The sequence below is a fragment of the Pseudonocardia nantongensis genome (assembly GCF_046546495.1).
Lineage (GTDB): Bacteria > Actinomycetota > Actinomycetes > Mycobacteriales > Pseudonocardiaceae > Pseudonocardia > Pseudonocardia nantongensis.
Genome location: NZ_JBKGXT010000007.1, coordinates 38,516 through 61,466 on the forward strand (window position 1 = coordinate 38,516; position 22,951 = coordinate 61,466).

Sequence of the window (22,951 nt, forward strand, 5' to 3'; positions counted from 1 at the left end):
TCCTCTCCGAGGTGTGCCGGTCGTCAGGGACGGGGACCGTTGACGGCGACGCCGCGCAGTTGCCGGGCGGCGTCGGCGTAGATCTCCACCCCGCCCACGTCCGGGCGCTGCACGAACGGCGTGGTCAGGTTGCACAGCGGGATGTGCGGCGCCTGGGCCTGCGCGACGGCGTCGAACAGCCGCGTGTAGGCGGGAGCCCGCTCGTCCGGGGTGGCGCCGCGGGACGCCGCGTCCTCGGCGGCCAGGATCTCCGGGTCGCGGAACCCGCCCGGGTTGTTGAAGCCGTCCGGCCGGTAGTACTCGGCGGTGGCCACGCTCGGATCGGACTCGGCCTTCTGCTCGAACAGGATCGCGTCCGCGCTCTTGGCTACCGAGAAGTTCTCGGCCAGCGTGCTGAGGTCCACGGGCGTGATCGACATCTCGATGCCGACCTCGGCGAAGTTCGCCTGGATGACCTGGGCGATCTGCTGGTAGACGTCCAGGTTGACCACCTCGAGCTCGAACGAGAACCCGTCCGGCAGGCCCGCCTCGGCCAGCAGCGCCCGCGCCCGTTCCGGGTCGTACGCGGGCGGCTTCACGTTCGGCGACGCCGCGTAGTAGAAGTCCGGGAACATCTGCCCTGTGGGCTGGCACAGCCCGCTGACCAGCAGGCTGATCGAGCGGCGGTCGATGGCCGTGGTCATCGCCTGGCGCACCTTCTGGTTGCCGAACTCGGACCTGCTGGTGTTCAGGTTCATCGTGTACAGCGACAGGCTGGGTTGCTGGCAGATGACCATGCCGGACTCCTGGGCTGCGCGCAGCATGCTGGCACGCAGGAACGTCACGTCGGCGGCGCCGGTGGTGACCGCGTTCAGTCGGGCGTTGTCGTCACCGGAGATCAGGTAGGTCATCTTCGCGACCTTCGCGGCCTCGGGGTCCCAGTAGCCCGGCACCCGGGTGTACTCGACGCGGTCGCCGGGGACGTAGCCGGTCATCCGGTACGGCCCCGAGCCGCCGGTGGGCGCGATGTCCTGGCCCGGCTGGTCGAACACGGCCGGGCTCATCATCATCCCGGCCGAGCCGCCGAGCACCGAGACCAGCGGGCCGGCCGAGGAATCGGTGACCAGCCGGACGGTGCGCTCGTCGAGCACCTGCACGTCGACCAGCGACTCCAGCCGGTTGGCGTTGAACGAGCCTTCCATGTCGCGGTGGCGCAGCAGGTTCGCGCGCACCGACTCGGCGTCGAACGGGGCGCCGTCGTGATAGGTCCAGTCGTCGATCAGCCGCATGGTCACGCTGCGCCCGTCCGGGGACAGCGTCCAGGACTCGGCGAGCATCGGCTCCACCCGGCCCTGCTCGTTCAGGTGCACGAGGCTGTCGTAGACCGGGTAGAGGTACATCTGGCTGTTGTTCGAGGTGATTGTGTCCGGGTCGAAGCTGGTGTTGTCGACCGAGTAGATCCAGGTCAGCTCCGCGTCGCGGTCGTAGCCCTGGGCGACCGGCGGGCACGGGACCGGGCCGGGGTCGGCCTGGGGGAGCGCGCCGGTACCGGCGCCGCAGGCGGTGCTCAGCAGGAGCAGGGCCAGCAGGGCGGCCGGCAGCGCGACCCGGCGACGGGCCGGCCGGTGGATGAGGGGACTGCGCACGGGGACCTCCCTGTCCTTGCGCGGCACACGAGTCCTGCGTGGCACACCCGGGCGCGGCATCGGCTGCCGCGCTCGAGGGTCAGCGGGCGTTGCGGCGGCGCTGTGACCACATCTGGGTCGCCCGCTCGAACTCGACGGCCGCATCCCAGCCGAGTCCCGGAGGGCCCAGCTCGGTACGGAACGAGCGGACGGCCTCGCGGGCCAGTGCCGGGTCCTTGGCCGGCTCGGCGGCGAGCCGGTGTGCGGTGTCCTCGACGTCGGCGTCCGGGACCGCAGCCCAGGCCAGGCCGATCTCGGCGGCGCGCAGGCCGTCGACCTCCTGGCTGAACAGGCCCATCGCCGCGGTCGCCTCCCGGCCCGCGGTGCGCCCGGCGATCGTGAAGAACCCTCCGCCGGGGTGCAGCCCGATCCGCAGGAACCCGGCCAGTAAGCGGGCGTCCTCGGCGACGATCCGCAGGTCGGTGGCGAGCATCAGGTTGATCCCGGCCCCGACGGCGGCCCCGCGGACCGCGGCGATCGTCGGCACCTCGAGGTTCCCGACCCGCACGAAGGACCTGTACACCGCCCCGGTGTCCCGGAACGTGGAGTCCTCGGTTTGGTCGGCGCCGGGTTTCCAGGTGCGTCGGTCCGCCCCGGAACAGAACGTGCCCTCCGCCCCGCGCACGACGGCGGCGCCGATCTGCGGGTCGGCGTCGATGTCCTCGCAGGCGGCGACCAGCTCGCGTCCCATCTGCGGGGTCAGGCCGTTACGCACCTCCGGAGAGTCGACGGTCAGGGTCGCGACCCCGTCGGTCTTGTCCAGGACGATCGAGCCCATCGTGTGGTCCTCCAGGGTGGTTGTGGGTGGGTCAGGCGGTGAGGGTGACCAGCACGTCGACGGCGACGGCGCCGTCCCCGGCCGGGCCGACGATCAGCGGGTTGATCTCCAATTCGGCGATGTCCGTCCGTTCTGCGACCGCGGCGCCGAGCCGCACCAGCACGTCGACGACGCCGTCGACGTCGCGGGGCGGGGTGCCGCGGTGCCCGGCGAGCAGCGGCCAGGAGCGCAGCCGGTACAGCAGCGCACGGGCGTCGTCGGGGGAGATCGGCGCGAGCGCGGTGGCGACGTCGCGGTGCACCTCGGTCGCGGTGCCGCCGAGCCCGACGGTGAGCACCGGCGGCCACCCGTCGTGGCCGCCGGCGACGCCGACCAGCAGTTCCAGCCCGGGCCGGACGGCCTCCTGCACGAGTACCGACTCCAGTCCGGGAACTCCGGCGGCGAGCTGGTCGACCACCTCCGCGGCCCGGTCGACCGGCACGCCGAGCCGCACGCCGCCGGCCTCGGTCTTGTGCTCGACCCCGGGCGCCACCGCCTTCAGGACGACACTCCCGTCCTGTCCGGCCAGCTCGCGCGCGGCGTGGACAGCCTCGTCGCTGGTCTGCACCGGCATCGCACGAGGTGTCCGGACGCCGATCTCCTCGAGCAGGCCCCAGCCGTCCGGGACCGAGCTTGCGGCGGAGGACACGGGCGGTGAGGCGGGCGGGGACACCGTCGTCGGCCCGGGTGCGACCGGCTCCGGGACGAGCTCCGCCGCGACCTTCGCAGCGACCGCGATCGAGGAGAACACCGGGATCCCGGCGGCGCGCAGCACGTCACGGGCGGCCGTGGTCCGGTCCGGGCCCGCCAGCCACACCACCGAACAGGGCACGTCGCTCCCGGCCATCGCCCCCGCGAGGTCCTCGGCGAGCTCGACGCCCTCGTCGCCGACGACCATCGTCAGCAGCACCATCAGCGCGTCCACGGACGGGTCGGCGCAGACGATCGAGCAGACGTCGCCGAACGCGCGGCCCTCCTGGATGAACAGCTGGGCGGTGACGTCGACCGGATTGGCCAGCGCCCCGAACGCGGGAACGATCCGGGCGAGCTTCTCCCGGGTCTCCGGCGCCAGCTCGGGCAGCGTCAGGTCATGGCCCGCGCATCGGTCGGCGGCGAGGATCCCGGCCCCGCCGGACGTGGTCACCGCGGCGACCCGGCGCCCGGCCGGGCGGGGCTGCCCGCGCAGCGCGGTCGCGGCGGCGAGCAACTCTTCCACGTCATCCACCAGGACGACGCCGTTCCGCACCGAGACCAGCCGGAACGCGGTGCCGTCGCCGAGCATCGCCCCGGTGTGCGAGACGGCGGCGCGCCGGCCGGCGTCCGAGCGTCCGGAACGCAGCACGACCAGCGCCGTACCGGCCCGCGCCGCCTCCACGGCGAGCCGCTCGTACGCGGCGCCGTCCTGGATCGACTCCAGGTAGACCGCGAGCACCGACACCTCGGACTCGCGGACCAGGTACCGGCCGATCTCGGTGATGTCGACATCGGCCTGGTTGCCGGTGCTCACCCAGGCCGTCAGGTCGAGTCCCTGCGCGGCGGCGATGTCGAGCACCGAGCCCCCGACGGCGCCGCTCTGACCGACGTAGGCGATACCCGAGCTGCCCTCCAGCGGGCGCTCGGCCGCGGCGGTAAACGTCGCGAACAGGCGACCGGGCGTGTAGAGCACCCCCTGACAGTTCGGGCCGAGCACGCGCACCCCTGACTCACGTCCGGCCCGGACCAGCTCACGCTGCAGCGCCGCACCGTCCGGCCCGACCTCGGCGAAGCCGGAGGCGAAGACGATCACTGCGGCCGCACCCGCGGCACCCGCGTCCCGTACGGCCCCCGGTGCCTGCGTCGCCGGGGCCATGGCCAGCACCAGGTCGACGGGACCGGGAAGCGCGGACAGCGACGGGTAGCACGGCAGGCCGGCCAGCTCGTCGTACTTCGGGTTGACCGGCCAGATCGCCCCGTCGAACCCCCGCTCGGCGAGCCAGCGCAACGGCCGTCCCATCGGGCTGTCCGGACGCCCGGTGGCCCCCAGCACGGCCACCGATCGGGGCCGGAACACGCGGTCCCACACGATGGGGTCACCGGTCGCATCCGGCCGGGTGGCGTCGACGGACTCCGTCACTTCCTGGACCTCCTCGTCGCAGGGCACCGCCGCACGCCCGTCGTCCGGACGGGTGGATCGACGTGCGTGCCGGTGGGGCACCGATGCGGTCGTTCGGACCAGTGACCCCGGTCTCACCGTAAGTTGACGTCGATATCGACTACAAGTCTTTCGGATGACGGATCCCTGTGCCATCCTCGGCGCGGCCGAGGGGAGTAACAGGTGACCGAGCAGGCGTCGAGCCCCACCGGTAGCGGGGTGGGCAGCCGCCGCAGGGCGCACGTCGGGGCGATGCCGAGCACCGCACGCGGTCGCCGGACCCGATCGCTGCTGCTCGACGGGGCACGGACGGTCTTCGAACGGGACGGGTTCCTCGACGCTCGAGTGGCCGACGTCGCCGCGACCGCGGGAACCGGCCACGGCAGCTTCTACACCTACTTCGACTCCAAATCCGACGTGTTCCGCACCCTTGTCAACGAGGTGATGGAAACCGGCCTCTACGCGCCGGAACGGCCGGCGCACCCACACGACGGCCGGGTACCGACGGTCGATGAGGCATGGGACCGGATCGAACGCGGGAACCGCCGCTACTTGGGCCTGTTCCGCCGGGACCGGAAGCTTCTGGCGCTGTTCGAGCAGGTCGCCTCGTTCGACGAGGAGATGCGTCGCTACCGGCTCGAGCTGCGGGCACGCTCGGTGTCCCGGGCCGAGACGGGGATCCGGCGGCTGCAGGAGTGGGGGCTCGCCGATGTAGATCTCGACCCGGTGCTGGCCTCGCACGCGCTCAACTCGATGGTCACCCAGTACGTGTACTTCTGGCTGGTGCTCGGACAGGAGCACGATGAGGAGGAATCGGTCGCCGTGCTGACCCGGCTGTGGGGGCGATCGCTCGGGCTGCCCCTCCCCTGAACCGGGCGGCGTGATCGGGGGCAGCCGGTCACCCGGCTCGTCTTGTAGGCCTCACCCCCGATCGCTACTCGACTCGCCTGATGCAGCGGGTGTGTGGTGCGGCGAACGGGTGTGACGCAGCGGATCGTTCAGGCGCGGCTCGCTGACAGGGCGTCGAGGGCGGCGGCGCGCAGCATCGCCTGCTCGGCGCCGAGGAAGGCGAAGGTGGCGCCGAGGCGGCGGAACCGGTGCACGTGCTCCGGGGTGTCGCAGTAGATCCCGGCCGGGACGCCCGCCGCGGCGCACCGGTCGAAGATCCCCCGGAGCAGGTCGGTGTACTCGGCCGAGCCCGGCCCGCCGTCGTGCTGCGCGGCGATCGGCATCCCGTGTGCCAGGGCGAGGTCGGACGGGCCGACGAAGACCGCGTCCACCCCCTCGACGCCGAGGATCGCGTCCAGGTTCCTGACGGCCTCGGTCGTCTCCACCATCACCACGCAGCGTCCCGGGGCGAGCGGGTCGCCACCCCGCCAGGACGGGCGCACCGGGCCGAAGCTGCGCACACCGCCGTCCGGCGGGAACCGGCAGGCTGCGACCGCGGCGGAGGCCTGCTCGGCGGTGTTCACCAGCGGGACGATCACGCCGTCGGCGCCCCGGTCGAGCGCCCGCCCGACCGGTTCCGGGCCGTGCCCGGGTACCCGCACCAGGGAGCGGGTGCCGGTCGCGGTCAGCGCCTGCAGCATGCCGAGGACGGTGTCGTCGCCGATCAGGCCGTGCTGTGTGTCGACACAGACCAGGTCGAACCCGACCGAGCCGATCACCTCGGCAACGGCGGGGGAGGGGAGCTGCAGCCAGCCGCCGACGGCGTCGCCGGTGAACGTGGTATCGGGTCCCGGGGTGCGCGCGTCGCTCATGGACCGACCGTGCCGCGTACGGCCGCGGCGCGCCAGTGCGGGACCAGGGCCGGCGCCCGCCGCCCGCGGTCCGGACGGCATCATCGGTTCCCATGCCGACGCTGCCGTCCCGCCCGGTGATCGGGATCCTGCACCCGGGCGCGATGGGTGCCGCACTGGGCTCCGCGCTGAAGACCCGCGCAGGAGCGGTGATCTGGGCCGACGCCGGCCGCTCGCACGCGACGGCCAAGCGGGCCGAGCTCGCGGACCTGATCGCCGTGCCGGACGTCGCGGAGCTGGCCCGGCGGGCGCACGTGATCGTCTCGATCTGCCCGCCGCACGCCGCACGCGAGGTCGCGGAGCAGGTGGCGGCCGGCGCCGCCGGGCGCCCCGACCCGCCGCTGTACGTCGACGCGAACGCGGTCGCGCCGGACACCGTCCGGGAGATCGCCGCGCTGCTCGGCCCGGACCGGGTGTGCGACGCCGCGGTGATCGGCCCGCCGGCCTGGGAACGCGGCACCACCGTGCTGTGGCTGTCCGGCCCGGGTGCCGACGCCGTCGCGGACCTGCTCGAGGGCTCCGCGTTCGAGGCCCGGGTGCTGGGCACCGGCGCCGCCGACGTCGGCACCGCGAGCGGGCTCAAGGTCTGCTTCGCGCTGCAGAGCAAGGCCCTGCCCACGGTGTGGCTGGCGATGGAGGAGGCCGCGGCCCGGTTCGGCGTCACCGAGGCCCTGCACGGCGAGCTGGAGCGCACCGGCGGCCATGCGGCGGCGCTGGCCGACGTCCGGGCGAAGGCCGCGGCCAAGGGGTGGCGCTGGGCGGGCGAGATGGAGGAGGCCGCCGACGCGCTGGCCGCCGTCGACGTCCCGGACGGCTTCTCCCGCGCCGCCGCCGAGCTGTACCGGCGCGCCGGCGGCTGACCCCGGTCCCGAGAGGCCCCTCGGAGCCTGGTGGAGGCGAGGGTGCCCCTCGGGACATCCGGGGCGCCGGGCAGGCGCGGACGGATCAGGCCGCGACCGAGCCGTGCGGGTCGATCACGAACTTCTGCGAGGCGCCGCCGTCGAACTCCCGGTAGCCGCGCGGGGCGTCGTCCAGCGAGATCGTCGTGGCGTTGACGGCCTCGGCGATCCGGGCCCGGCCGGAGAGGATCGCGTTCATCAGCTGCCGGTTGTACTGCTTCACCGGGCACTGGCCGGTCGCGAACGTGTGCGACTTGGCCCAGCCGAGTCCGATCCGGACGCCGAGGGTGCCCTCCTTGGCGTGGTCGTCGACCGCGCCCGGATCCCCGGTGACGTACAGGCCGGGGATGCCCAGCCCGCCGCCGACCCGGGTGGCTTCCATGATCGAGTTCAGCACGGTGGCCGGGGCCTCGCCGGCGTCCCTGCCGTGCCCGCGGGCCTCGAACCCGACGGCGTCGATCGCGGCGTCCACCACCGGCTCACCGAGCAGCTGCTCCAGCTGCTCGGGCAGGGTGCCGCCGGCGGAGAGGTCGACGGTCTCGCAGCCGAAGCTGCGGGCCTGCTGCAGCCGCGAGCCGATCATGTCGCCGACGACCACGGCGGACGCGCCGAGCAGCTGCGCGGCGTGTGCCGCGGCCAGCCCGACCGGGCCCGCTCCGGCCACGTAGACGGTCGACCCGGTGGTGACGCCGGCGGTGACCGCGCCGTGGTAGCCGGTGGGGAAGATGTCGGACAGCATCGTCAGGTCGAGGATCTTGTCCAGCGCCTGGTCCCGGTCCGGGAACCGCAGCAGGTTGAAGTCCGCGAACGGCACCATCACGTACTCGGCCTGGCCGCCGACCCAGCCGCCCATGTCGACGTAGCCGTAGGCGGCGCCCGGCCGGGCCGGGTTGACGTTCAGGCAGACCCCGGTCTTGCCCTCGTCGCACATCCGGCAGCGCCCGCAGGCGATGTTGAACGGCACCGAGCAGATGTCGCCGACGTTCGCGAACAGCACGTCGTCACCGACCTCGACGACCTCACCGGTGATCTCGTGGCCGAGCGTCTGCCCGACCGGGGCGGTGGTGCGGCCGCGGACCATGTGCTGGTCGGAGCCGCAGATGTTCGTGGTGACGATCTTCAGAATGGCGGCGTGCGGGGCCTTTCGCTTGATCTTCAGGCCGTCGACGACGTCGGTCGGGAGCTCGAGCCGGGGATAGTCGATCGACTCGACGGCGACCTCGCCCGGTCCCTTGTAGACGACGACACGGTTGTCGGACATGTCCGATCCCTTCGCTGCGGGCGCCGGGCCGCGGGCACGGACCGGCCGGCGTCGCGCCGGGGCCCGCCTGCCCTCCGGCCGCACCGCCGATGTCCGACCGTGGCACAGACCACACCTTCGTGGCGAGGACCGGCCGCTCCGCGCTCCGGGTCGGCAGAGGGGAGCCCGGGGCCCGATACTGCCCGGATGACCGACGAGTTCATCGAACCGCCGATCCCGGTCCTGGCCACGCCGCACCACACCCCCGAGCGGGAGGCACTGCAGCAGCGAGCCCGGGAGTTCGCGATGTCCCGGGTGCTCCCGGTCGCCGACGAGCTGGACCCGCGCAAGGGCGAGATCCCACGCTCGCTGCTCGACGAGATGGGCGAGCTCGGATTCTTCGGGATCACCGTGCCGACCGGGCACGGCGGGCTGGGCCTGGGCGCGTTCGAGTACTGCATGGTCGCCGAGGAGCTGGCCAGGGCCTGGATGAGCGTCGGGTCGATCATCGCCCGCGCGCAGGGCGCCGGCACCGGTGTCGCGGATCCCGACCGCCGCGCCGAGCTGCTGCGGCGCAGCGCCCGCGGGCAGTGGATCGGCGCGATCGCGCTCTCCGAGCCGGACGCCGGTTCGGACCTGGCCGCGGTGGAGACCCGCGCCGTCCGGGACGGCGACGACTTCGTGATCACCGGCCGGAAGCGCTGGACCGGCAACGCCCGGGCTGCCGATTTCATCCAGGTCCTGGTGCGCACCGACGACCCGGAGCCGGGGGAGAAGCGCTCGGCGGGACTGGCCACGGTCGTCGTCGAGAAGGAGCGGGACAGCTTCCCGGACGGCCTCACCGGCACCACGATCGACAAGATCGGCTACCACGGGTTCGTCACCTGGGACCTCGAGTTCGACGGCCTGCGGGTCCCGGTGGCCAACCAGCTCGGCAGTGGTGGGGAGGGCTTCGCCGACGCGCAGGCGTGGCTGAACATCGCGCGGGTGCACACCGCGGCCCGCGCGGTCGGACTGGCCCGCGCCGCGGTCGAGGACTGCGTCGTCTACCTGCAGCAGCGCCGTCAGTTCGAGCACCCGATCAGCGACTTCCAGGCGGTCCGGTTCACTCTCGCCACGATGGCGGCCCGGGTCGAGCAGGCGCGCTCTTTCTACCAGCACGTGGCGCACCGGCTGGATACCGAGCGGAGCGCAGGCGGAGCGAGCACCGAGGCAGCCGAGGCGGGCGCTCGGGAGGCCGCGATGGTGAAGCTGATGGCTACCGAGATGGCCGCGGAGGTCACCGCGGACGGCATCCAGCTGCACGGCGGGAACGGGTACACCACCGAGCACCAGGTCGAGCGGCATTGGCGGGACGCCCGGCTCACCACGATCTTCGAGGGCACCAGCGAGATCCAGCGCAAGATCATCGCGGACCGGCTGCTGCCGCGCAGCCCGCTGGGATGAGACCGGTCAGCGGAGCGCGGCCCGGACCGCACCGAGCACATCGGACTCGCCGAGCCCGAGCCGGCGGGCCAGCGCGGCGAGCTCGGCAGCCTTGCGGTCCAGCTCCGCGCGCTCGCCGGTCGCCCGGGCGGTCAGCACCGCACCCCGGCCGCGGCGCAGGTCGACCAACCCCTCGTCGCGCAGCTGCTGGTAGCCGCGCAGCACTGTGTGCACGTTGATCTCCAGTGACGCGGCCACCTCGCGGGCCGGCGGGAGCCGGTCGCCGGGTGCGGCGTGCCCGTCGGCGACGGCACGCCGCACCGAGGCCGCGACCTGGTCGCCGAGCGGGACCGGGGACGACGGGTCCACCCGGATCAGCACCGGAGATCCCCCTCCCCGGACCGCTGGCGGTCCAGCTCGGCGTTGATCAGGCCGGCGGCCGTGTCCGCGTCCGGCACGGTGACCAGGAACTCCCGGCCGCCGGTCAGATCGAGAGCCAGCGCCCGGCCGCGGCGCGTGGCGCGGAACCCGGAGACGCCGCGGGACCGGAGCACCCCGTACTCGTTCCAGCGCAGCCGGTACGGGTCGAGCTGCACCGCCCGTGCCTGCACGACCTCGCCGATCGGGGCCGTGGCGAGGTCGCGGCGCAGCAGCGGCTGCTCCACCCGCACTCCGTCGGCGCCGACCCGGACCCGGGCGTACGACGTGAGCAGGGCCCAGCACGCCGCGGCTGTCATGAACGCGCCCGCGACGGCGCTCTGCGGGGTGCCGTACGCGGCTGACCAGAACTGCACCGCGGCCGCGGCCGCCACGAACGCGGCGAGCAGCAGGGCGGGCCGGGAGGTGAGCGAGCGGGCCCAGACCAACCGTTCCCCGGACGACACCGGTACCCGCACGGCGTCCGCGGGCGGCCGTCCGGACGCCGGCCGAACGGGGTCGGGGCCGGCCAGGAACCGTCCGAGCAGGTACGCCACGCCGGAGGCGACCGGGACGAGGACCACCCACCACGCCACCGGTAGGTCGACCAGCTCCGCACCGGGCCACCAGACGCCGAGCGGCACCAGGCCCCACGTCGACGCCGCCTGCTCGCGCTGATGGGCCGCACCGAGAGCGACGGCCAAGACCAGCCCGGTGCCGAACAGGACGACCATCAGCAGCGCCACCGTGGAGGCGGGGCCGGTCTGCCCCCGGTCGCCGGCGGCCGCGGCGGTGCCGAGCCCGGCGATGATGCCTGCCCCTGCGCCGACGATCGCCACCAGCGTGCGACGGCGGGTGGTGCGGACTTCCGGGTCGGCCATCGCAGGTCCTCGTTCCGGTGCGCAGTGCTGAGTTCCGGTACGCAGTGCTGACTTGTTTGCAATGTACTAGAACAAACGAACTTCCGCGGCCGCCGGTCGCGGGATAGCGTGCGGATCATGCCGCTGGATCCCGAGTTCCGGACCGTGCTGGACACCCTGCAGAGCGCCGGCGCGCTGCCGCTGGTCCGCGAGGACGCGGTCACCACCCGGAAGCACTACCGGGCGCTGGCCACCGCGCGGCGTGGCCCGGACTTCGTGCCCGAGCAGGTCGCCGCGGTGACCGACGGGACCGTCGAGGGGCCCGCGGGGCCGGTTCCGGTGCGCACCTACGTCCCGACCGACGACCGTGGCGGAGTGCTGCTCTACCTGCACGGCGGCGGCTGGGTGCTGGGCGACCTGGTCACTCACGATCCGGTGTGCCGGCGGGTGGCCAACACGACCGGCGCCGTGGTCGTCGCGGTGGACTACCGGCTGGCGCCCGAGCACCCGCACCCCGCCCCGATCGACGACGCCTGGGCCGCCCTGCTGGCCGTCGCCGGCCGGTATCCGGACCGGCCGCTCGGGGTGGCCGGGGACAGTGCAGGCGCGTCTCTCGCCGCCGGGCTGGCGCTGCGCGCCCGGGACCGCGGAGGCCCGGACCTGGCCGCGCAGCTGCTGTTCTACCCGGCACTCGACCCGGCCTGCGCGACACCGTCCATGCAGGACAACGCCGAGGGCTACTTCCTCACCGCGGACGCGATGCGCTGGTTCTGGGAGCTGTACCTCTCCGGCGACGCCGTGGCCGACCCGGAGGTGGCGCCGCTGGGCTCCGACACCTCGGCCGATCCGTCCGGCGTCGCGCCCGCGGTGGTGGCGACCGCGGAGTTCGACCCGCTGCACGACGAGGGCCGGGACTGGGCCGACGCGCTGGCGGCCGCGGGCGTGCCGGTCACCCGGGTCGAGGGGCCCGGGCTGATCCACGGCTACGTCGCGTTCCTCGGCGCGGTCGAGGCCGCCGAGACGGCTGCCGAGAAGTCCCTGGACGCTGTCGCCGCCCTGCTGTCGCCGCCCGCGCCGTGATCGCCGGGGTCGTGACGGGGCGGCCGCACACCGATGCTCCGGGCACGATCCCGGCGATCTCCGGGTGACGGCTCCGGACCTGCGGGCCGCAGGGGCCGGGGCGAGGATGGGCTCATGAACGACTCCCGTCCCGTCCGGATCGGGCTGCAGCTGCAGCCCCAGCACGCCGACTACGCCGACATCCGCCGCACCGTCGCCGCCGCCGAGGAGGCCGGCGCCGACGTGGTGTTCAACTGGGACCACTTCTTCCCGCTCTACGGCGAGCCCGACGGCAAGCACTTCGAGTGCTGGACCATGCTCGGCGCCTGGGCGGAAGCCACCTCGCGGGTGCAGATCGGCGCCCTGGTGACGTGCAACAGCTACCGCAACCCCGATCTGCTGGCCGACATGGCCCGCACCGTCGACCACATCTCCGGCGGCCGGTTGATCCTGGGCATCGGGTCGGGCTGGTTCCGCCGCGACTACGACGAGTACGGCTACGAGTTCGGCACCGCCGGCGGCCGGCTGAACGACCTGGGCGCGGCGCTGCCCCGGATCCGCTCCCGCTGGCAGAGGCTCAATCCGGCCCCGACCCGGGACATCCCGGTCCTGATCGGCGGCGGGGGCGAGAAGAAGACGCTGCGCTACGCCGCCGAGCACGCCACCATCTGGCACGGCTTCGGCGACGCGGAGACCGTCACGCACAAGTGCGCCGTGCTCGACGGGCACTGCCGTGACATCGGGCGCGACCCCGCGGAGATCGAGCGCTCGGCCGCCGTCGAGGGCGCCCCGGAGGAGGTCGGCCCCGGGCTGCACGACGCCGGCGTCCGGCTGTTCACCGTCGGCCAGGACGGCGACGGGCCCGGCTACGACCTGGGCCTGCTCAAGGAGTGGATCGCCTGGCGCGACGAGCGCAACGGCTGAACGGTCAGGAGCCCAGGAACGGGTCCCGGATCAGGTCCGGGACCCGGTCCGGCGTCACGGCGGGGGCGTAGTACCAGCCCTGCGCGTTCGCGCAGCCGTAGTCGCGCAGCAGCTTCGCCTGCTCGGCGGTCTCCACCGCCTCCGCGGTGACCTCCAGGTCCAGTGCCGAGGAGAGCTGGATCAGGGTGCGCAGGATGACGTCGTCGCGCTCGGCCGACCCGGCCAGGAAGTGCCCGGCCAGCTTGAGCACGCGCACCGGAAGGTGGCGCAGGTAGGCCAGGTTCGAGTAGCCGGTGCCGAAGTCGTCGATCGCGATCCGCACGCCCATCCGGTCCAGCTCGCGCAGCGTGGCCGACGGTCGCCCGGAGCCTCCCATCAGGTCGCTCTCGGTCAGCTCGATCTGCAGCCGCTCGGCGGGCCAGTCGTGTCGCTCCAGGGTCGCGGCGACGTCGGCGACCAGGTCGGACTCGCCGATCTGGCGGGCCGCCACGTTCACGCTGATCAGCAGCGGCTGCTCGGGGTGCGCGTCGGCCCACACCCGGCCCTGCCGGCAGGCCTCGTCGAGCACCCGCCGGCCCAGCGGGACGACCAGGCCGGTCTCCTCGGCCAGCGGGATGAACCGGTCCGGGCCGAGCAGCTCGCCGTCCGGGCGCTGCCAGCGCACCAGCGCCTCGACCCCGATCGTCCGCTCGTCGGCCAGCCGCACCAGCGGCTGGTAGACGACCACGAAGTCGTCGCGGCGCAACGCCTCCGGCATCTGCGACGACAGCTCGAACCGGCGGACGTCGGAGCGGTGCCGCTCCTGGTCGTAGACCACGTAGCGGCCGCGGCCGGCCCGCTTGGCGGAGTAGAGGGTGGTGTCGGCTGCCTGCATGATCTCGTCCGGACCCAGCTCACCGTCGTGCCGGACGACGCCGACGCTGGCCGAGATGACGATGTCGCGCCCGTCGATCCGGACCGGGCGCCGCACGGTGTCCAGCGCGGTGCCGGCGACCTGCTCGAGCACGGCCCGGTCCGGGCACTCGAGCAGCACCACGAACTCGTCGCCACCCATCCGGGCCACCAGGTGCCCGTCCGGTTCCAGGGTGCGGCGCAGCCGCTCCGCGAGCACCTGCAACAACCGGTCGCCGGCCTGGTGCCCGAGGGTGTCGTTGACGACCTTGAACCCGTCCAGGTCCAGGTAGCAGACCCCGGGCCGGTCCCGTTCCGACCGCACCCCGGAGATCGCCGCGGCCAGCCGGTCGAAGAACAGCGAGCGGTTGGGCAGCCCGGTCAGCGGATCGTGCGAGGCCTGGTGCTCCAGCCGCTGCTTCAGCTCCACCTGGTCGGTGACGTCTTGCAACACCGCCATCAGGTGGGTGGCCGGCCGGCCCGGCTCGCGCAGCGGGGTGACCACGGCGTCGACCCAGATCCGGGTGTCGTCCCCGCGCCGCAACGGCAGGACCACCTGCAGCCGGTCCAGCGACCCGTCCAGCAGCCGGGGCCGTTCGGCCCACACCTCCGGTGCGTCCTCCGGGGAGATGAAGTCGTGCACGGCCATCCGGGTCAGCTGCTCGCGGCTGTAGCCGACGATGCCGGCGGCGGCCTCGTTGGCCACCGGCGAGTGGCCGAGCGGGTCGAACACGACCACCCCGACCGCGGCCGAGTCGAAGATCGCCGCGAACCGGGACTCGGACTCGCCGCGGGCCTGCTCGGCGGCCGTGCGTGCCTCCAGCGCCGCGGCGGTGATCTGCTCGTGCTCGGTCAGCACCTGCAGTCGCAGCGCGGTGGTGAACCCGCCGGCGAGCGCGGCCTGCACCGCGGTCAGTCGCCTGACCCGGCCCGGGGTGTCCGCGGCCGGGGCCAGCGCGTCGCCCACCAGGACCTGGACGGCCTCCAGCAGGCCGGGGTCGGTGAGCCGGGATCGCACCAGGTCCCGGGCCGCCCCGGCGGGGCCCGACGGATCGTGTTCGAGGGCCGCCGCGGCATCGTGCACGGCCGCGACCAGCCGGCCGACCAGCGGCGACAGGTCCCCGGGCGCCAGCGGGGTGCGACCGGCCAGCTCGGCGCACCAGCGTCCGCACAGCAGGTCCGGATCCGGGAGCGCGGCACCGGCGAGGGGATCCCCTCCGGCGGCCCCGTCCGCGGCGTGGCGCATCCACCGACCCCCGTTCATCCGGTGGGGAAGTGCCCCGTGATCGCTGAACACCGTAACCGATCCCGGGGTGCGGATGCGGCCGACCGGGGGAGCGTGTCACCTCCCCGAGTGATCCGTTCAGGTCCGGTCGGTCACCGCCGTCACCCAGACGACGGTCTCCCCGGCCTCGTCCGAGGCAGCCAGGTCGATCTCGGCGGTGATCGCCCAGTCCCGGTCGCCCGCCGGGTCGTCGAGTACCTGGCGGACCAGCCAGCGGTCGGTCTCCTCGGTGAGGTCGAACAGTTCCGGGCCGCGGGCGTCCGGGCCGAACCCGATCCGGTCGTGGATCTCGAAGTAGGGCTCCAGCGCCTCCCGCCAGCGCTGCGCGGACCAGCCGGCGTCGGCGTCGAGCTCGCCGAGCTCGGCGTAGCGGCCCAGCGCGGCCAGCTCGACCCGGCGGAACAGCGCGTTGCGGACCAGCACCCGGAACGCCCGGGCGTTGCCGGAGACCCCGGCCGGCGCCGCGACGCCGACCTCCGCCCCGGGCGGGGTCACCTCGCCCCCGGCGGCCTCGCTGTCGGCCCCGGCGGCGAGCTTCTCCCACTCGTCGAGCAGCGAGGAGTCGGTCTGGCGGACCAGCTCGCCCAGCCACTCGATGAGGTCGGTGAGCTCCTCGGTGCGGGCGTGCTCGGGGACGGTCTGGCGCAGTGCGCGGTAGGCGTCGGCCAGGTAGCGCAGGACCAGGCCCTCGGAACGAGCGAGCTGGTAGTGCGAGACGTACTCGGTGAACGTCATCGCCCGCTCGCTCATGTCCCGCACCACCGACTTCGGCGACAGCACGGCGTCGGCGACCCAGGGCGCGCCGCGCCGGTAGGACTCCAGCGCGGCCTCGAGCATCTCCGCCAGCGGCTTCGGGTGGGTGACGTCCTCCAGCCGGGCCATCCGCTCCTCGTACTCCAGCCCCTCGGCCTTCATCGCCGCGACCGCCTCGCCGCGCGCCTTGTTCTGCTGCGCGGCCAGCACCTGGCGGGGGTCGTCCAGCGTGGACTCGACGACCGAGAGCACGTCCAGGGCGTAGTCCGGGGACTCCTTGTCGAGCAGCTCGAACGCCGCCAGCGCGAACGGCGACAGGGGCTGGTTCAACGCGAAGTCCAGCTGCAGCTCGTCGACCACCCGCACCCGGCGGCGGGTGGCGCCGGGCTCGTCGTACTCCTCGACGACCCCCGCGGTGCGCAGCGCCCGGTAGATCGCGATCGCACGGAGCATGTGCGTGCGCTGCCGCTTGCGCGGCTCGTGGTTGTCGGTGAGCAGGTGTTCCATCGCCGCGTAGGTGTCGCCGCCGCGGCTGACCACGTTCAGCAGCATCGCATGGGTGACCGCGAAATGGCTGGTCAGCGCCTCGGGCCGGGCCTGCTGCAGCTTCTCGTAGGACGTCTCGGACCAGCCGACGAACCCCTCCGGGGGCTGCTTGCGTGCAACCTTGCGGCGCTTCTTCGGGTCGTCCCCGGCCTTGGCGAGCGCCTTGGCGTTCTCGATGTCGTGCTCGGGGGCCTGCGCGACGACCGTGCCGACCGTGTCGTAGCCCGCCCGGCCGGCCCGCCCGGCGATCTGGTGGAACTCGCGGGCCTTGAGCGGGCGCACCCGGCGGCCGTCGTACTTGGAGAGCGCCGTGAACAGCACGGTCCGGATCGGCACGTTGATCCCGACGCCGAGCGTGTCGGTCCCGCAGATGACCTTGAGCAGCCCGGCCTGGGCCAGGGTCTCCACCAGCCGCCGGTAGCGCGGCAGCATCCCGGCGTGGTGCACCCCGATCCCGTGCCGGACCAGCCGGGACAGCGTCCGGCCGAACCCGGAGGAGAACCGGAACGCCCCGATCGTCTCGGCGATCGCGGCCTTGTCCTCCTTGGACGTGACGTTGACGCTCGTCAGCGCCTGCGCCCGCTCGACGGCGGCCTGCTGGGTGAAGTGCACGACGTAGACCGGCGCCTCGCGGGTCTCCAGCAGCTCGGCCAGCGTCTCGTGCAGCGGCTCGACGACGTAGCGGAAGTGCAGCGGGACCGGCCGCTGGACCGAGGTGATCTGCGCGGTCTCCCGGCCGGTGCGCCGGGTCAGGTCCTCGGCGAAGAACGACGTGTCGCCCAGCGTGGCGCTCATCAGCACGAACTGCGCCTGCGGCAGCTCGACGATCGGCACCTGCCAGGCCCAGCCGCGGGCCGGGTCGGCGTAGAAGTGGAACTCGTCCATCACCACCGAGCCGACGTCCGCACCGGAGCCGGTGCGCAGCGCCAGGTTCGCCAGGATCTCCGCGGTGCAGCAGATGATCGGGGCCTTCTCGTTGACCGCGGCGTCGCCGGTGAGCATCCCGACCTTGTCCGCGCCGAACACCTCGCACAGCGCGAAGAACTTCTCGCTGACCAGTGCCTTGATCGGCGCGGTGTAGAAGGTGCGCTCGCCGCGGGACAGCGCTGCGGCGTGCGCCCCGATCGCGACCAGCGACTTCCCGGATCCGGTCGGCGTCGAGAGGATCACGTTCGCACCGGTGACCAGCTCCAGCAGCGCCTCCTCCTGTGCCGGGTAGAGCGACAGGCCCCGCTCGTCGAACGCCCAGTCGGCGAAGGTCTCGACCAGGTCGGCGGGGTCGGCGTCAGGGGTGCGGGAGAGCCGGTCGGTGAGCGTCATGATGGGTCCAGTGTGCCCGGGGGTCCTGCGGAGGCCCGGAGCCCTCCGCAGGACGCCCGGCTACGGTGTCCCCGTGGTGGGGGCCAGGGGGTCGGCGGAGTCGGGGATGCCCGAGCTCGTGCCGCCCATGCTGCCCGCCGCCGGCGAGCTCGCCGAGGCGACCGACCCGGACCGGTGGGCCGTGGAGTTCGCCTGGGAGGGGCACCGCTGCGTGGCCTACGCCCGCCCCGGCCGAGTCCGGCTGCTGTCCTCGACCGCGCGCAGCATCACCGGGTCGTTCCCGGAGCTGGCCGTGCTGGGCGAGCAGGCGCCGCCCGGCGGGATGGTGCTCGACGGCACCGTCGTCGCGCTGGACGAGGCGGGCCGGCCGTCGAAGGGGCCGCTGCTGCGCCGGACCGCGACGGTCGCCCCGGACGACGCGCTGCGGTCCGCGGTGCCGGTCGGTTACGTCGTCACCGACCTGCTCTGGGCGGACGGCCGGCGGGTGTTGGAGCTGACCTACCGGCGCCGCCGGGAGCTCCTGGAGGGCCTCGGGCTGGGCGGGCCGGCGATCCTGGTGCCGCCCTCGTTCGGGCGCGACGAGGCCGACCTGGTGGTGCGCACCGCCGAGCAGTACGGGCTGGACGGGCTGCATCTCAAGCGGCTCGACGTGCCGTACCAGCCGGGCCGCCGGACCCGGAACTGGTTGCGGGTGCCGCTGCGCCGGCGTCGGCAGGTGCTGGTCGCGGGCTGGGTCCCGGCGTCGCGGGGGGCGCCCGCCGGTCGCCCGGAGCGGATCGCCGCGGTGCTGCTCGCGCTGCCCGGTCCGGACGGGCCGCGCTACGTCGGCCGGGTCGGGATCGGTGCCGCGGACGCCGACGCCCGCACCGTGCTGGCAGCGCCCGGCACCGAGCGGCCGCCGTCCGACGTGCCGGAGACGGTCGCCGAGAACGCCCGCTGGCTCGAGCCCGGCCTGGTCGCCGCCGTCGAGTACCGGGGCCGCACGGCCGCGGGCCGGCTCGCGCTGCCGTCCTGGCGGGGACTGGTCGCCCCGGACGAGCAGGACGAGGACCTGGCGGCCGGGGTCGACCCGGGCGCGCCCGCGGCGGCCCCGGCGCGCCCCGACGGCGGCTCGGCCCCGGCACCCGCTCCGGCCCGTGGTACGGCCGCCCCCACCACCCCGGACGTCCCGGCCGGACCCTGGCACGGGCCGCTGTCCCGGCGGCTGGAGCAGCACTTCGTCTACAACACGCTGAACACGATCGCGTCCCTGGTCCGGACCGATCCGCCGCGGGCCCGCGAGCTGCTGCTCGGGTTCGCCGACCTGTCCCGGGCCGCGGACCGCGCGGAGGAAGCCGCGATCCGGCTGGACGAGGAGCTGGCCGCGGTGCGCGCCTACCTGCAGATCGAGCGGACCCGGTTCGGCGCCCGGCTGGCCGCCGAGGTCGACGAGCCGGGCGACACCGGTACCGACCCGGCGAGCCCGGTCCCCCCGCTGGCGGTGCTCGCGGCGGTGCGCCGGGCGGTGCAGGAACGGATCGAGCCGCACCCGGGCGGGGGAGCAGTGCAGGTCCGGCTCGGGCCGGGCGCGGTCTGCACCGTCGAGACCCGGCCGGGTGACCGTCCGGACACCGCTGCCGACCCGCTCGTCCTGCTGACGCTGCCGCTGGCCGCGCCGGACGCGAGCTGAGCCACGGAGCCGGTGGTGACCGTCGTCGCGGGCCCGCCCCGGGCGCGACGGGGCTGCACCGATCCGGATAGCGTGCGCGCCATGCTGGGGCTCCCCGAGGGCACACGCGCCTGCCTGTTCGACCTCGACGGTGTGCTGACCGACACCGCGAGCGTGCACGCCGCGGCCTGGAAGCAGATGTTCGACGAGTTCCTGCGCTCCCGGGACGGGGACGCGTTCACCCCGTTCGACGTGCAGGCCGACTACGGCCCCTACGTCGACGGCAAGCCCCGGCTGGAGGGTACCCGCAGCTTCCTCGCCGCCCGCGGGATCGAGCTGCCCGAGGGCGACCCGGACGACCCGGCGGACGCCCCGACCCTGTGGGGCCTGTCCACCCGCAAGAACGAGCTGGTGCAGGTGCGCATCCGCACCGACGGCGTGGACGTCTACCCCGGCTCCCGCCGGTACCTGCAGGCGGTCCGGGACGCCGGCCTGGGGACCGCGGTGGTCTCGTCGTCCGCGAACGCCGGGCAGATCCTGCGGGCCACCGGGCTGGAGACCTTCATCGACCACCGGGTGGACGGCGCCGTCGCCCGGGAGCGCGGGCTGCCCGGCAAGCCCGCGCCGGACACCTTCCTGGCCGCCGTGGCGGACCTCGGCGTGGACCGCGCGGCCGCGGTGGTGTTCGAGGACGCGCTGGCCGGCGTGGCGGCCGGGCACGCCGGGGAGTTCGGCGCCGTCGTCGGCGTCGACCGACTGGACCAGGCCGACGCGTTGCGCGCGCACGGCGCGACCGTCGTCGTCACCGATCTCGCCGACCTGCTGGAGCGTTCGTGAAGCCCGAGCACCTGCCCACCTTCACCGTCGAGCCGTGGGTGATCCGCGAGCCGCGCCTCGACCTCGGCGCGATGGGCCAGACCGAGTCGGTGTTCGCCCTGTCCAACGGGCACGTCGGCCTGCGCGGCAACCTCGACGAGGGGGAGCCGCACGCGCTGCCGGGGACCTACCTCAACTCGTTCTACGAGGTGCGCCCGCTGCCCTACGCCGAGGCCGGTTACGGCTACCCCGAGTCCGGGCAGACGATCGTCAACGTCACCAACGGGAAGCTGCTCCGGCTGCTGGTCGACGACGAGCCGTTCGACCTGCGGTACGGCGCGCTCTCCCGGCACGAGCGGGTGCTGGACATGCGGGCGGGCACGCTGCACCGCGAGGTCGAGTGGGAGTCCCCGGCCGGGCGCGCGGTGAAGGTGCGCTCCACCCGGCTGGTGTCGCTGACCCAGCGTGCGGTCGCGGCGATCTCCTACGAGGTCGAGGTCGTGCACGCCGGTGACGACGACAACGGCGAGGGCGCGCTGCTGGTGCTGCAGTCCGAGCTCGTCGCGAACGAGCAGCTGCCCGGCCGCGACGGCGGCGACCCGCGGCTGGACACCGCGCTGGACAACGTCCTCGAACCCGAGCAGTCCCGCGCCGGGGACGCCGGCGCCACCCTGGTGCACCGGACCCGCCAGTCGGGGCTGCGCGCCGGGGCGGCGATGGAGCACGAGGTCAGCGGCCCCGAGGGGATCGAGGTCAGCACCGACGCCAACGAGGACCTGGCCCGCACCACGATCATCGCCAAGGTCAAGCCGGGCGAGACGCTGCGGGTGGTCAAGTACCTGTCCTACGGCTGGTCGTCGCGGCGCAGCCTGCCCGCGGTCTACGACCAGGTCCGGGCGGCGATCGCGGCCGCCCGCTACACCGGCTGGGACGGCCTCGTGCGCGAGCAGCGCGAGTACCTGGACGACTTCTGGGCCACCGCCGACGTCGAGATCGACGGCGACGCCGAGCTCCAGCAGGCGGTCCGGCTCGCCACCTTCCACGTGCTGCAGGCCGGGGCCCGGGCCGAGCGCCGCTGCATCGGCGCGAAGGGGCTGACCGGCGACGGCTACGACGGGCACACCTTCTGGGACACCGAGACGTTCTGCCTGCAGGCGCTGTCGTTCATCGCGCCGGACGCGGCCGCGGACGCACTGCGCTGGCGGCGCTCGATCCTGCCGCAGGCCTTCGAGCGGGCCGAGACCCTCGGCCTGGAGGGCGCGGCGTTCCCGTGGCGCACCATCGGCGGGCACGAGTGCTCGGGCTACTGGCCGGCCGGCACCGCGGCGTTCCACATCAACGCCGACATCGCCGACGCGGTGCGGCGGCACGTGCTGGCCACCGGCGACACCCAGTTCGAGCTGGAGGTCGGCCTGGAGCTGCTGGTCGCCACGGCCCGGCTGTGGCGCTCGCTGGGCCACCACGACTCGTCCGGCAACTTCCGGATCGACGGCGTGACCGGCCCGGACGAGTACTCGGCGATCGCCGACAACAACGTCTACACCAACCTGATGGCGCAGCGGAACCTGCGCTACGCGGCCGAGGTCGCGGCCAAGCACCCGCGCTCGGCGGCCCGGCTGGGTGTGGACTCGGAGGAGATCGCCTCCTGGCGGGACGCGGCGAGCGCGACGCTGATCCCGTTCGACGAGCGGCTCGGCGTGCACCCGCAGTCCGAGGGCTTCACCGACCACCAGCGGTGGAACTTCGAGGGCACCCCGGCCGAGCGGTACCCGCTGCTGCTGAACTTCCCGTACTTCGACCTGTACCGCAAGCAGGTGATCAAGCAGGCCGACCTGGTGCTGGCGATGCAGTTCTTCCCGGACGCGTTCACCGAGGAGCAGCGGCGCCGCAACTTCGCCTACTACGAGGGCATCACCGTGCGGGACTCGTCGCTGTCGGCGTGCACCCAGTCGGTGATCGCGGCGCGCACCGGGCACCTGGACCTGGCCTACCAGTACCTGGCCGAGGCCGCGCTGGTGGACCTGCAGGACCTGGCCGGCAACACCGACCACGGGATGCACGTCGCCTCGATGGCGGGCACCTGGACCGCGGTCGTGCTCGGCTTCGGCGGGATGCGCAGCGAGGCCGACGGCCTGTCGTTCGCGCCTGCGCTGCCGGCGTCGCTGTCCCGGGTGGCGTTCGGGCTGAAGTGGCAGGGCCGCCGGATCCGGGTGCAGATCACCCCCGACGAGGTCGAGTACCAGCTGCTCGACGGCGCGCCGATGCGGTTTCGGCACCACGACGAGCCGGTCGCGCTCGGCGAGGAGCCGGTCACGGTCCCGCTGCCCACACCGACCTGGGTGGAGCCCGTGGAGCAACCGCCCGGCCGCGCCCCCCGCCCCCGCGGCTGACCCTGCACCCGGCCCCACCCCACCTCCCACACCCGCGTCGTGGAGCCGTCCTGCTGCCGCGACCCGC

17 protein-coding genes are annotated in these 22,951 nt (G+C 74.0%); 8 read left to right on the forward strand and 9 right to left on the reverse strand.

The window, feature by feature from the left end; translation table 11 throughout:
- Window positions 1-23: 23 nt before the first annotated feature.
- From ACLFMI_RS09350 to ACLFMI_RS09360, 3 genes are all read right to left on the reverse strand, one after another.
- On the reverse strand, window positions 24-1,625 hold the full coding sequence (locus tag ACLFMI_RS09350; protein ID WP_410947364.1) for an ABC transporter substrate-binding protein: 1,602 nt from the start codon (window positions 1,623-1,625) through the stop codon (window positions 24-26).
- Window positions 1,626-1,704: 79 nt separating this feature from the next.
- Window positions 1,705-2,442: an enoyl-CoA hydratase-related protein gene (locus ACLFMI_RS09355; RefSeq protein ID WP_410947365.1), complete on the reverse strand. Its 738-nt coding sequence runs from the start codon at window positions 2,440-2,442 to the stop codon at window positions 1,705-1,707.
- 31 nt (window positions 2,443-2,473) lie between these two features.
- Window positions 2,474-4,594 (reverse strand): acetate--CoA ligase family protein, encoded by a 2,121-nt coding sequence (locus tag ACLFMI_RS09360; protein ID WP_410947366.1) that lies wholly within the window; start codon window positions 4,592-4,594, stop codon window positions 2,474-2,476.
- A 201-nt stretch (window positions 4,595-4,795) separates the two neighbouring features.
- Here ACLFMI_RS09360 and ACLFMI_RS09365 point away from each other — a divergent pair, with 201 nt between their 5' ends.
- A complete protein-coding gene (locus ACLFMI_RS09365) occupies window positions 4,796-5,482 on the forward strand; it encodes a TetR/AcrR family transcriptional regulator (RefSeq protein WP_410947367.1) in 687 nt (228 codons plus the stop codon).
- Between the two features lie 128 nt (window positions 5,483-5,610).
- Here ACLFMI_RS09365 and ACLFMI_RS09370 read toward each other — a convergent pair whose 3' ends face one another.
- Window positions 5,611-6,372 carry an HpcH/HpaI aldolase family protein gene (locus ACLFMI_RS09370; RefSeq protein ID WP_410947368.1) on the reverse strand — a complete coding sequence of 254 codons (762 nt, stop codon included), beginning with the start codon at window positions 6,370-6,372 and terminating at the stop codon, window positions 5,611-5,613.
- A 92-nt stretch (window positions 6,373-6,464) separates the two neighbouring features.
- On the opposite strand from ACLFMI_RS09370, the gene ACLFMI_RS09375 reads away from it, so the two are divergent.
- Window positions 6,465-7,271: an NAD(P)-dependent oxidoreductase gene (locus ACLFMI_RS09375; protein ID WP_410947369.1), complete on the forward strand. Its 807-nt coding sequence runs from the start codon at window positions 6,465-6,467 to the stop codon at window positions 7,269-7,271.
- Between the two features lie 85 nt (window positions 7,272-7,356).
- Here the strand turns inward: ACLFMI_RS09375 and fdhA are convergent, their stop codons facing one another.
- Window positions 7,357-8,571, reverse strand: coding sequence for a formaldehyde dehydrogenase, glutathione-independent (gene fdhA / locus ACLFMI_RS09380; RefSeq protein ID WP_410947370.1), 1,215 nt, complete (start codon window positions 8,569-8,571; stop codon window positions 7,357-7,359).
- Window positions 8,572-8,757: 186 nt separating this feature from the next.
- Between fdhA and ACLFMI_RS09385 the strand changes: the two genes are divergently transcribed.
- Window positions 8,758-9,996 carry an acyl-CoA dehydrogenase family protein gene (locus ACLFMI_RS09385; RefSeq protein ID WP_410947371.1) on the forward strand — a complete coding sequence of 413 codons (1,239 nt, stop codon included), beginning with the start codon at window positions 8,758-8,760 and terminating at the stop codon, window positions 9,994-9,996.
- Between the two features lie 6 nt (window positions 9,997-10,002).
- Here the strand turns inward: ACLFMI_RS09385 and ACLFMI_RS09390 are convergent, their stop codons facing one another.
- Both ACLFMI_RS09390 and ACLFMI_RS09395 read right to left on the reverse strand, forming a co-directional pair.
- The gene (locus ACLFMI_RS09390) at window positions 10,003-10,356 is read right to left on the reverse strand and encodes a GntR family transcriptional regulator (protein WP_410947372.1); all 354 of its coding nucleotides are present in this window, start codon (window positions 10,354-10,356) and stop codon (window positions 10,003-10,005) included.
- Entirely contained in the window at window positions 10,350-11,273 is a 924-nt protein-coding gene (locus ACLFMI_RS09395; protein ID WP_410947373.1) for a hypothetical protein, read from the reverse strand. Before ACLFMI_RS09395 ends, ACLFMI_RS09390 begins: the two co-directional genes overlap by 7 nt.
- A 117-nt stretch (window positions 11,274-11,390) precedes the next feature.
- Here ACLFMI_RS09395 and ACLFMI_RS09400 point away from each other — a divergent pair, with 117 nt between their 5' ends.
- Window positions 11,391-12,332 carry an alpha/beta hydrolase gene (locus ACLFMI_RS09400; RefSeq protein WP_410947374.1) on the forward strand — a complete coding sequence of 314 codons (942 nt, stop codon included), beginning with the start codon at window positions 11,391-11,393 and terminating at the stop codon, window positions 12,330-12,332.
- Window positions 12,333-12,446: 114 nt separating this feature from the next.
- On the forward strand, window positions 12,447-13,235 hold the full coding sequence (locus ACLFMI_RS09405) for an LLM class F420-dependent oxidoreductase (protein ID WP_410947375.1): 789 nt from the start codon (window positions 12,447-12,449) through the stop codon (window positions 13,233-13,235).
- Window positions 13,236-13,239: 4 nt separating this feature from the next.
- Here the strand turns inward: ACLFMI_RS09405 and ACLFMI_RS09410 are convergent, their stop codons facing one another.
- Complete coding sequence (locus tag ACLFMI_RS09410; RefSeq protein WP_410947376.1) at window positions 13,240-15,372, reverse strand: putative bifunctional diguanylate cyclase/phosphodiesterase; 2,133 nt, start codon at window positions 15,370-15,372, stop codon at window positions 13,240-13,242.
- 117 nt (window positions 15,373-15,489) lie between these two features.
- Entirely contained in the window at window positions 15,490-18,030 is a 2,541-nt protein-coding gene (locus ACLFMI_RS09415) for a DEAD/DEAH box helicase (protein ID WP_410947377.1), read from the reverse strand.
- A 106-nt stretch (window positions 18,031-18,136) separates the two neighbouring features.
- Between ACLFMI_RS09415 and ACLFMI_RS09420 the strand changes: the two genes are divergently transcribed.
- The 3 genes from ACLFMI_RS09420 to ACLFMI_RS09430 all read left to right on the forward strand — a co-directional run bounded on the left by ACLFMI_RS09420 (window position 18,137) and on the right by ACLFMI_RS09430 (window position 22,884).
- The gene (locus ACLFMI_RS09420) at window positions 18,137-19,699 is read left to right on the forward strand and encodes an ATP-dependent DNA ligase (protein ID WP_410947378.1); all 1,563 of its coding nucleotides are present in this window, start codon (window positions 18,137-18,139) and stop codon (window positions 19,697-19,699) included.
- A gap of 81 nt (window positions 19,700-19,780) precedes the next feature.
- Complete coding sequence (locus tag ACLFMI_RS09425) at window positions 19,781-20,515, forward strand: beta-phosphoglucomutase family hydrolase (RefSeq protein WP_410947379.1); 735 nt, start codon at window positions 19,781-19,783, stop codon at window positions 20,513-20,515.
- Window positions 20,512-22,884, forward strand: a complete 2,373-nt coding sequence (locus ACLFMI_RS09430; RefSeq protein ID WP_410947380.1) for a glycoside hydrolase family 65 protein — start codon at window positions 20,512-20,514, stop codon at window positions 22,882-22,884. The genes ACLFMI_RS09425 and ACLFMI_RS09430 overlap by 4 nt, the downstream gene beginning before the upstream one ends.
- Window positions 22,885-22,951: the final 67 nt, after the last annotated feature.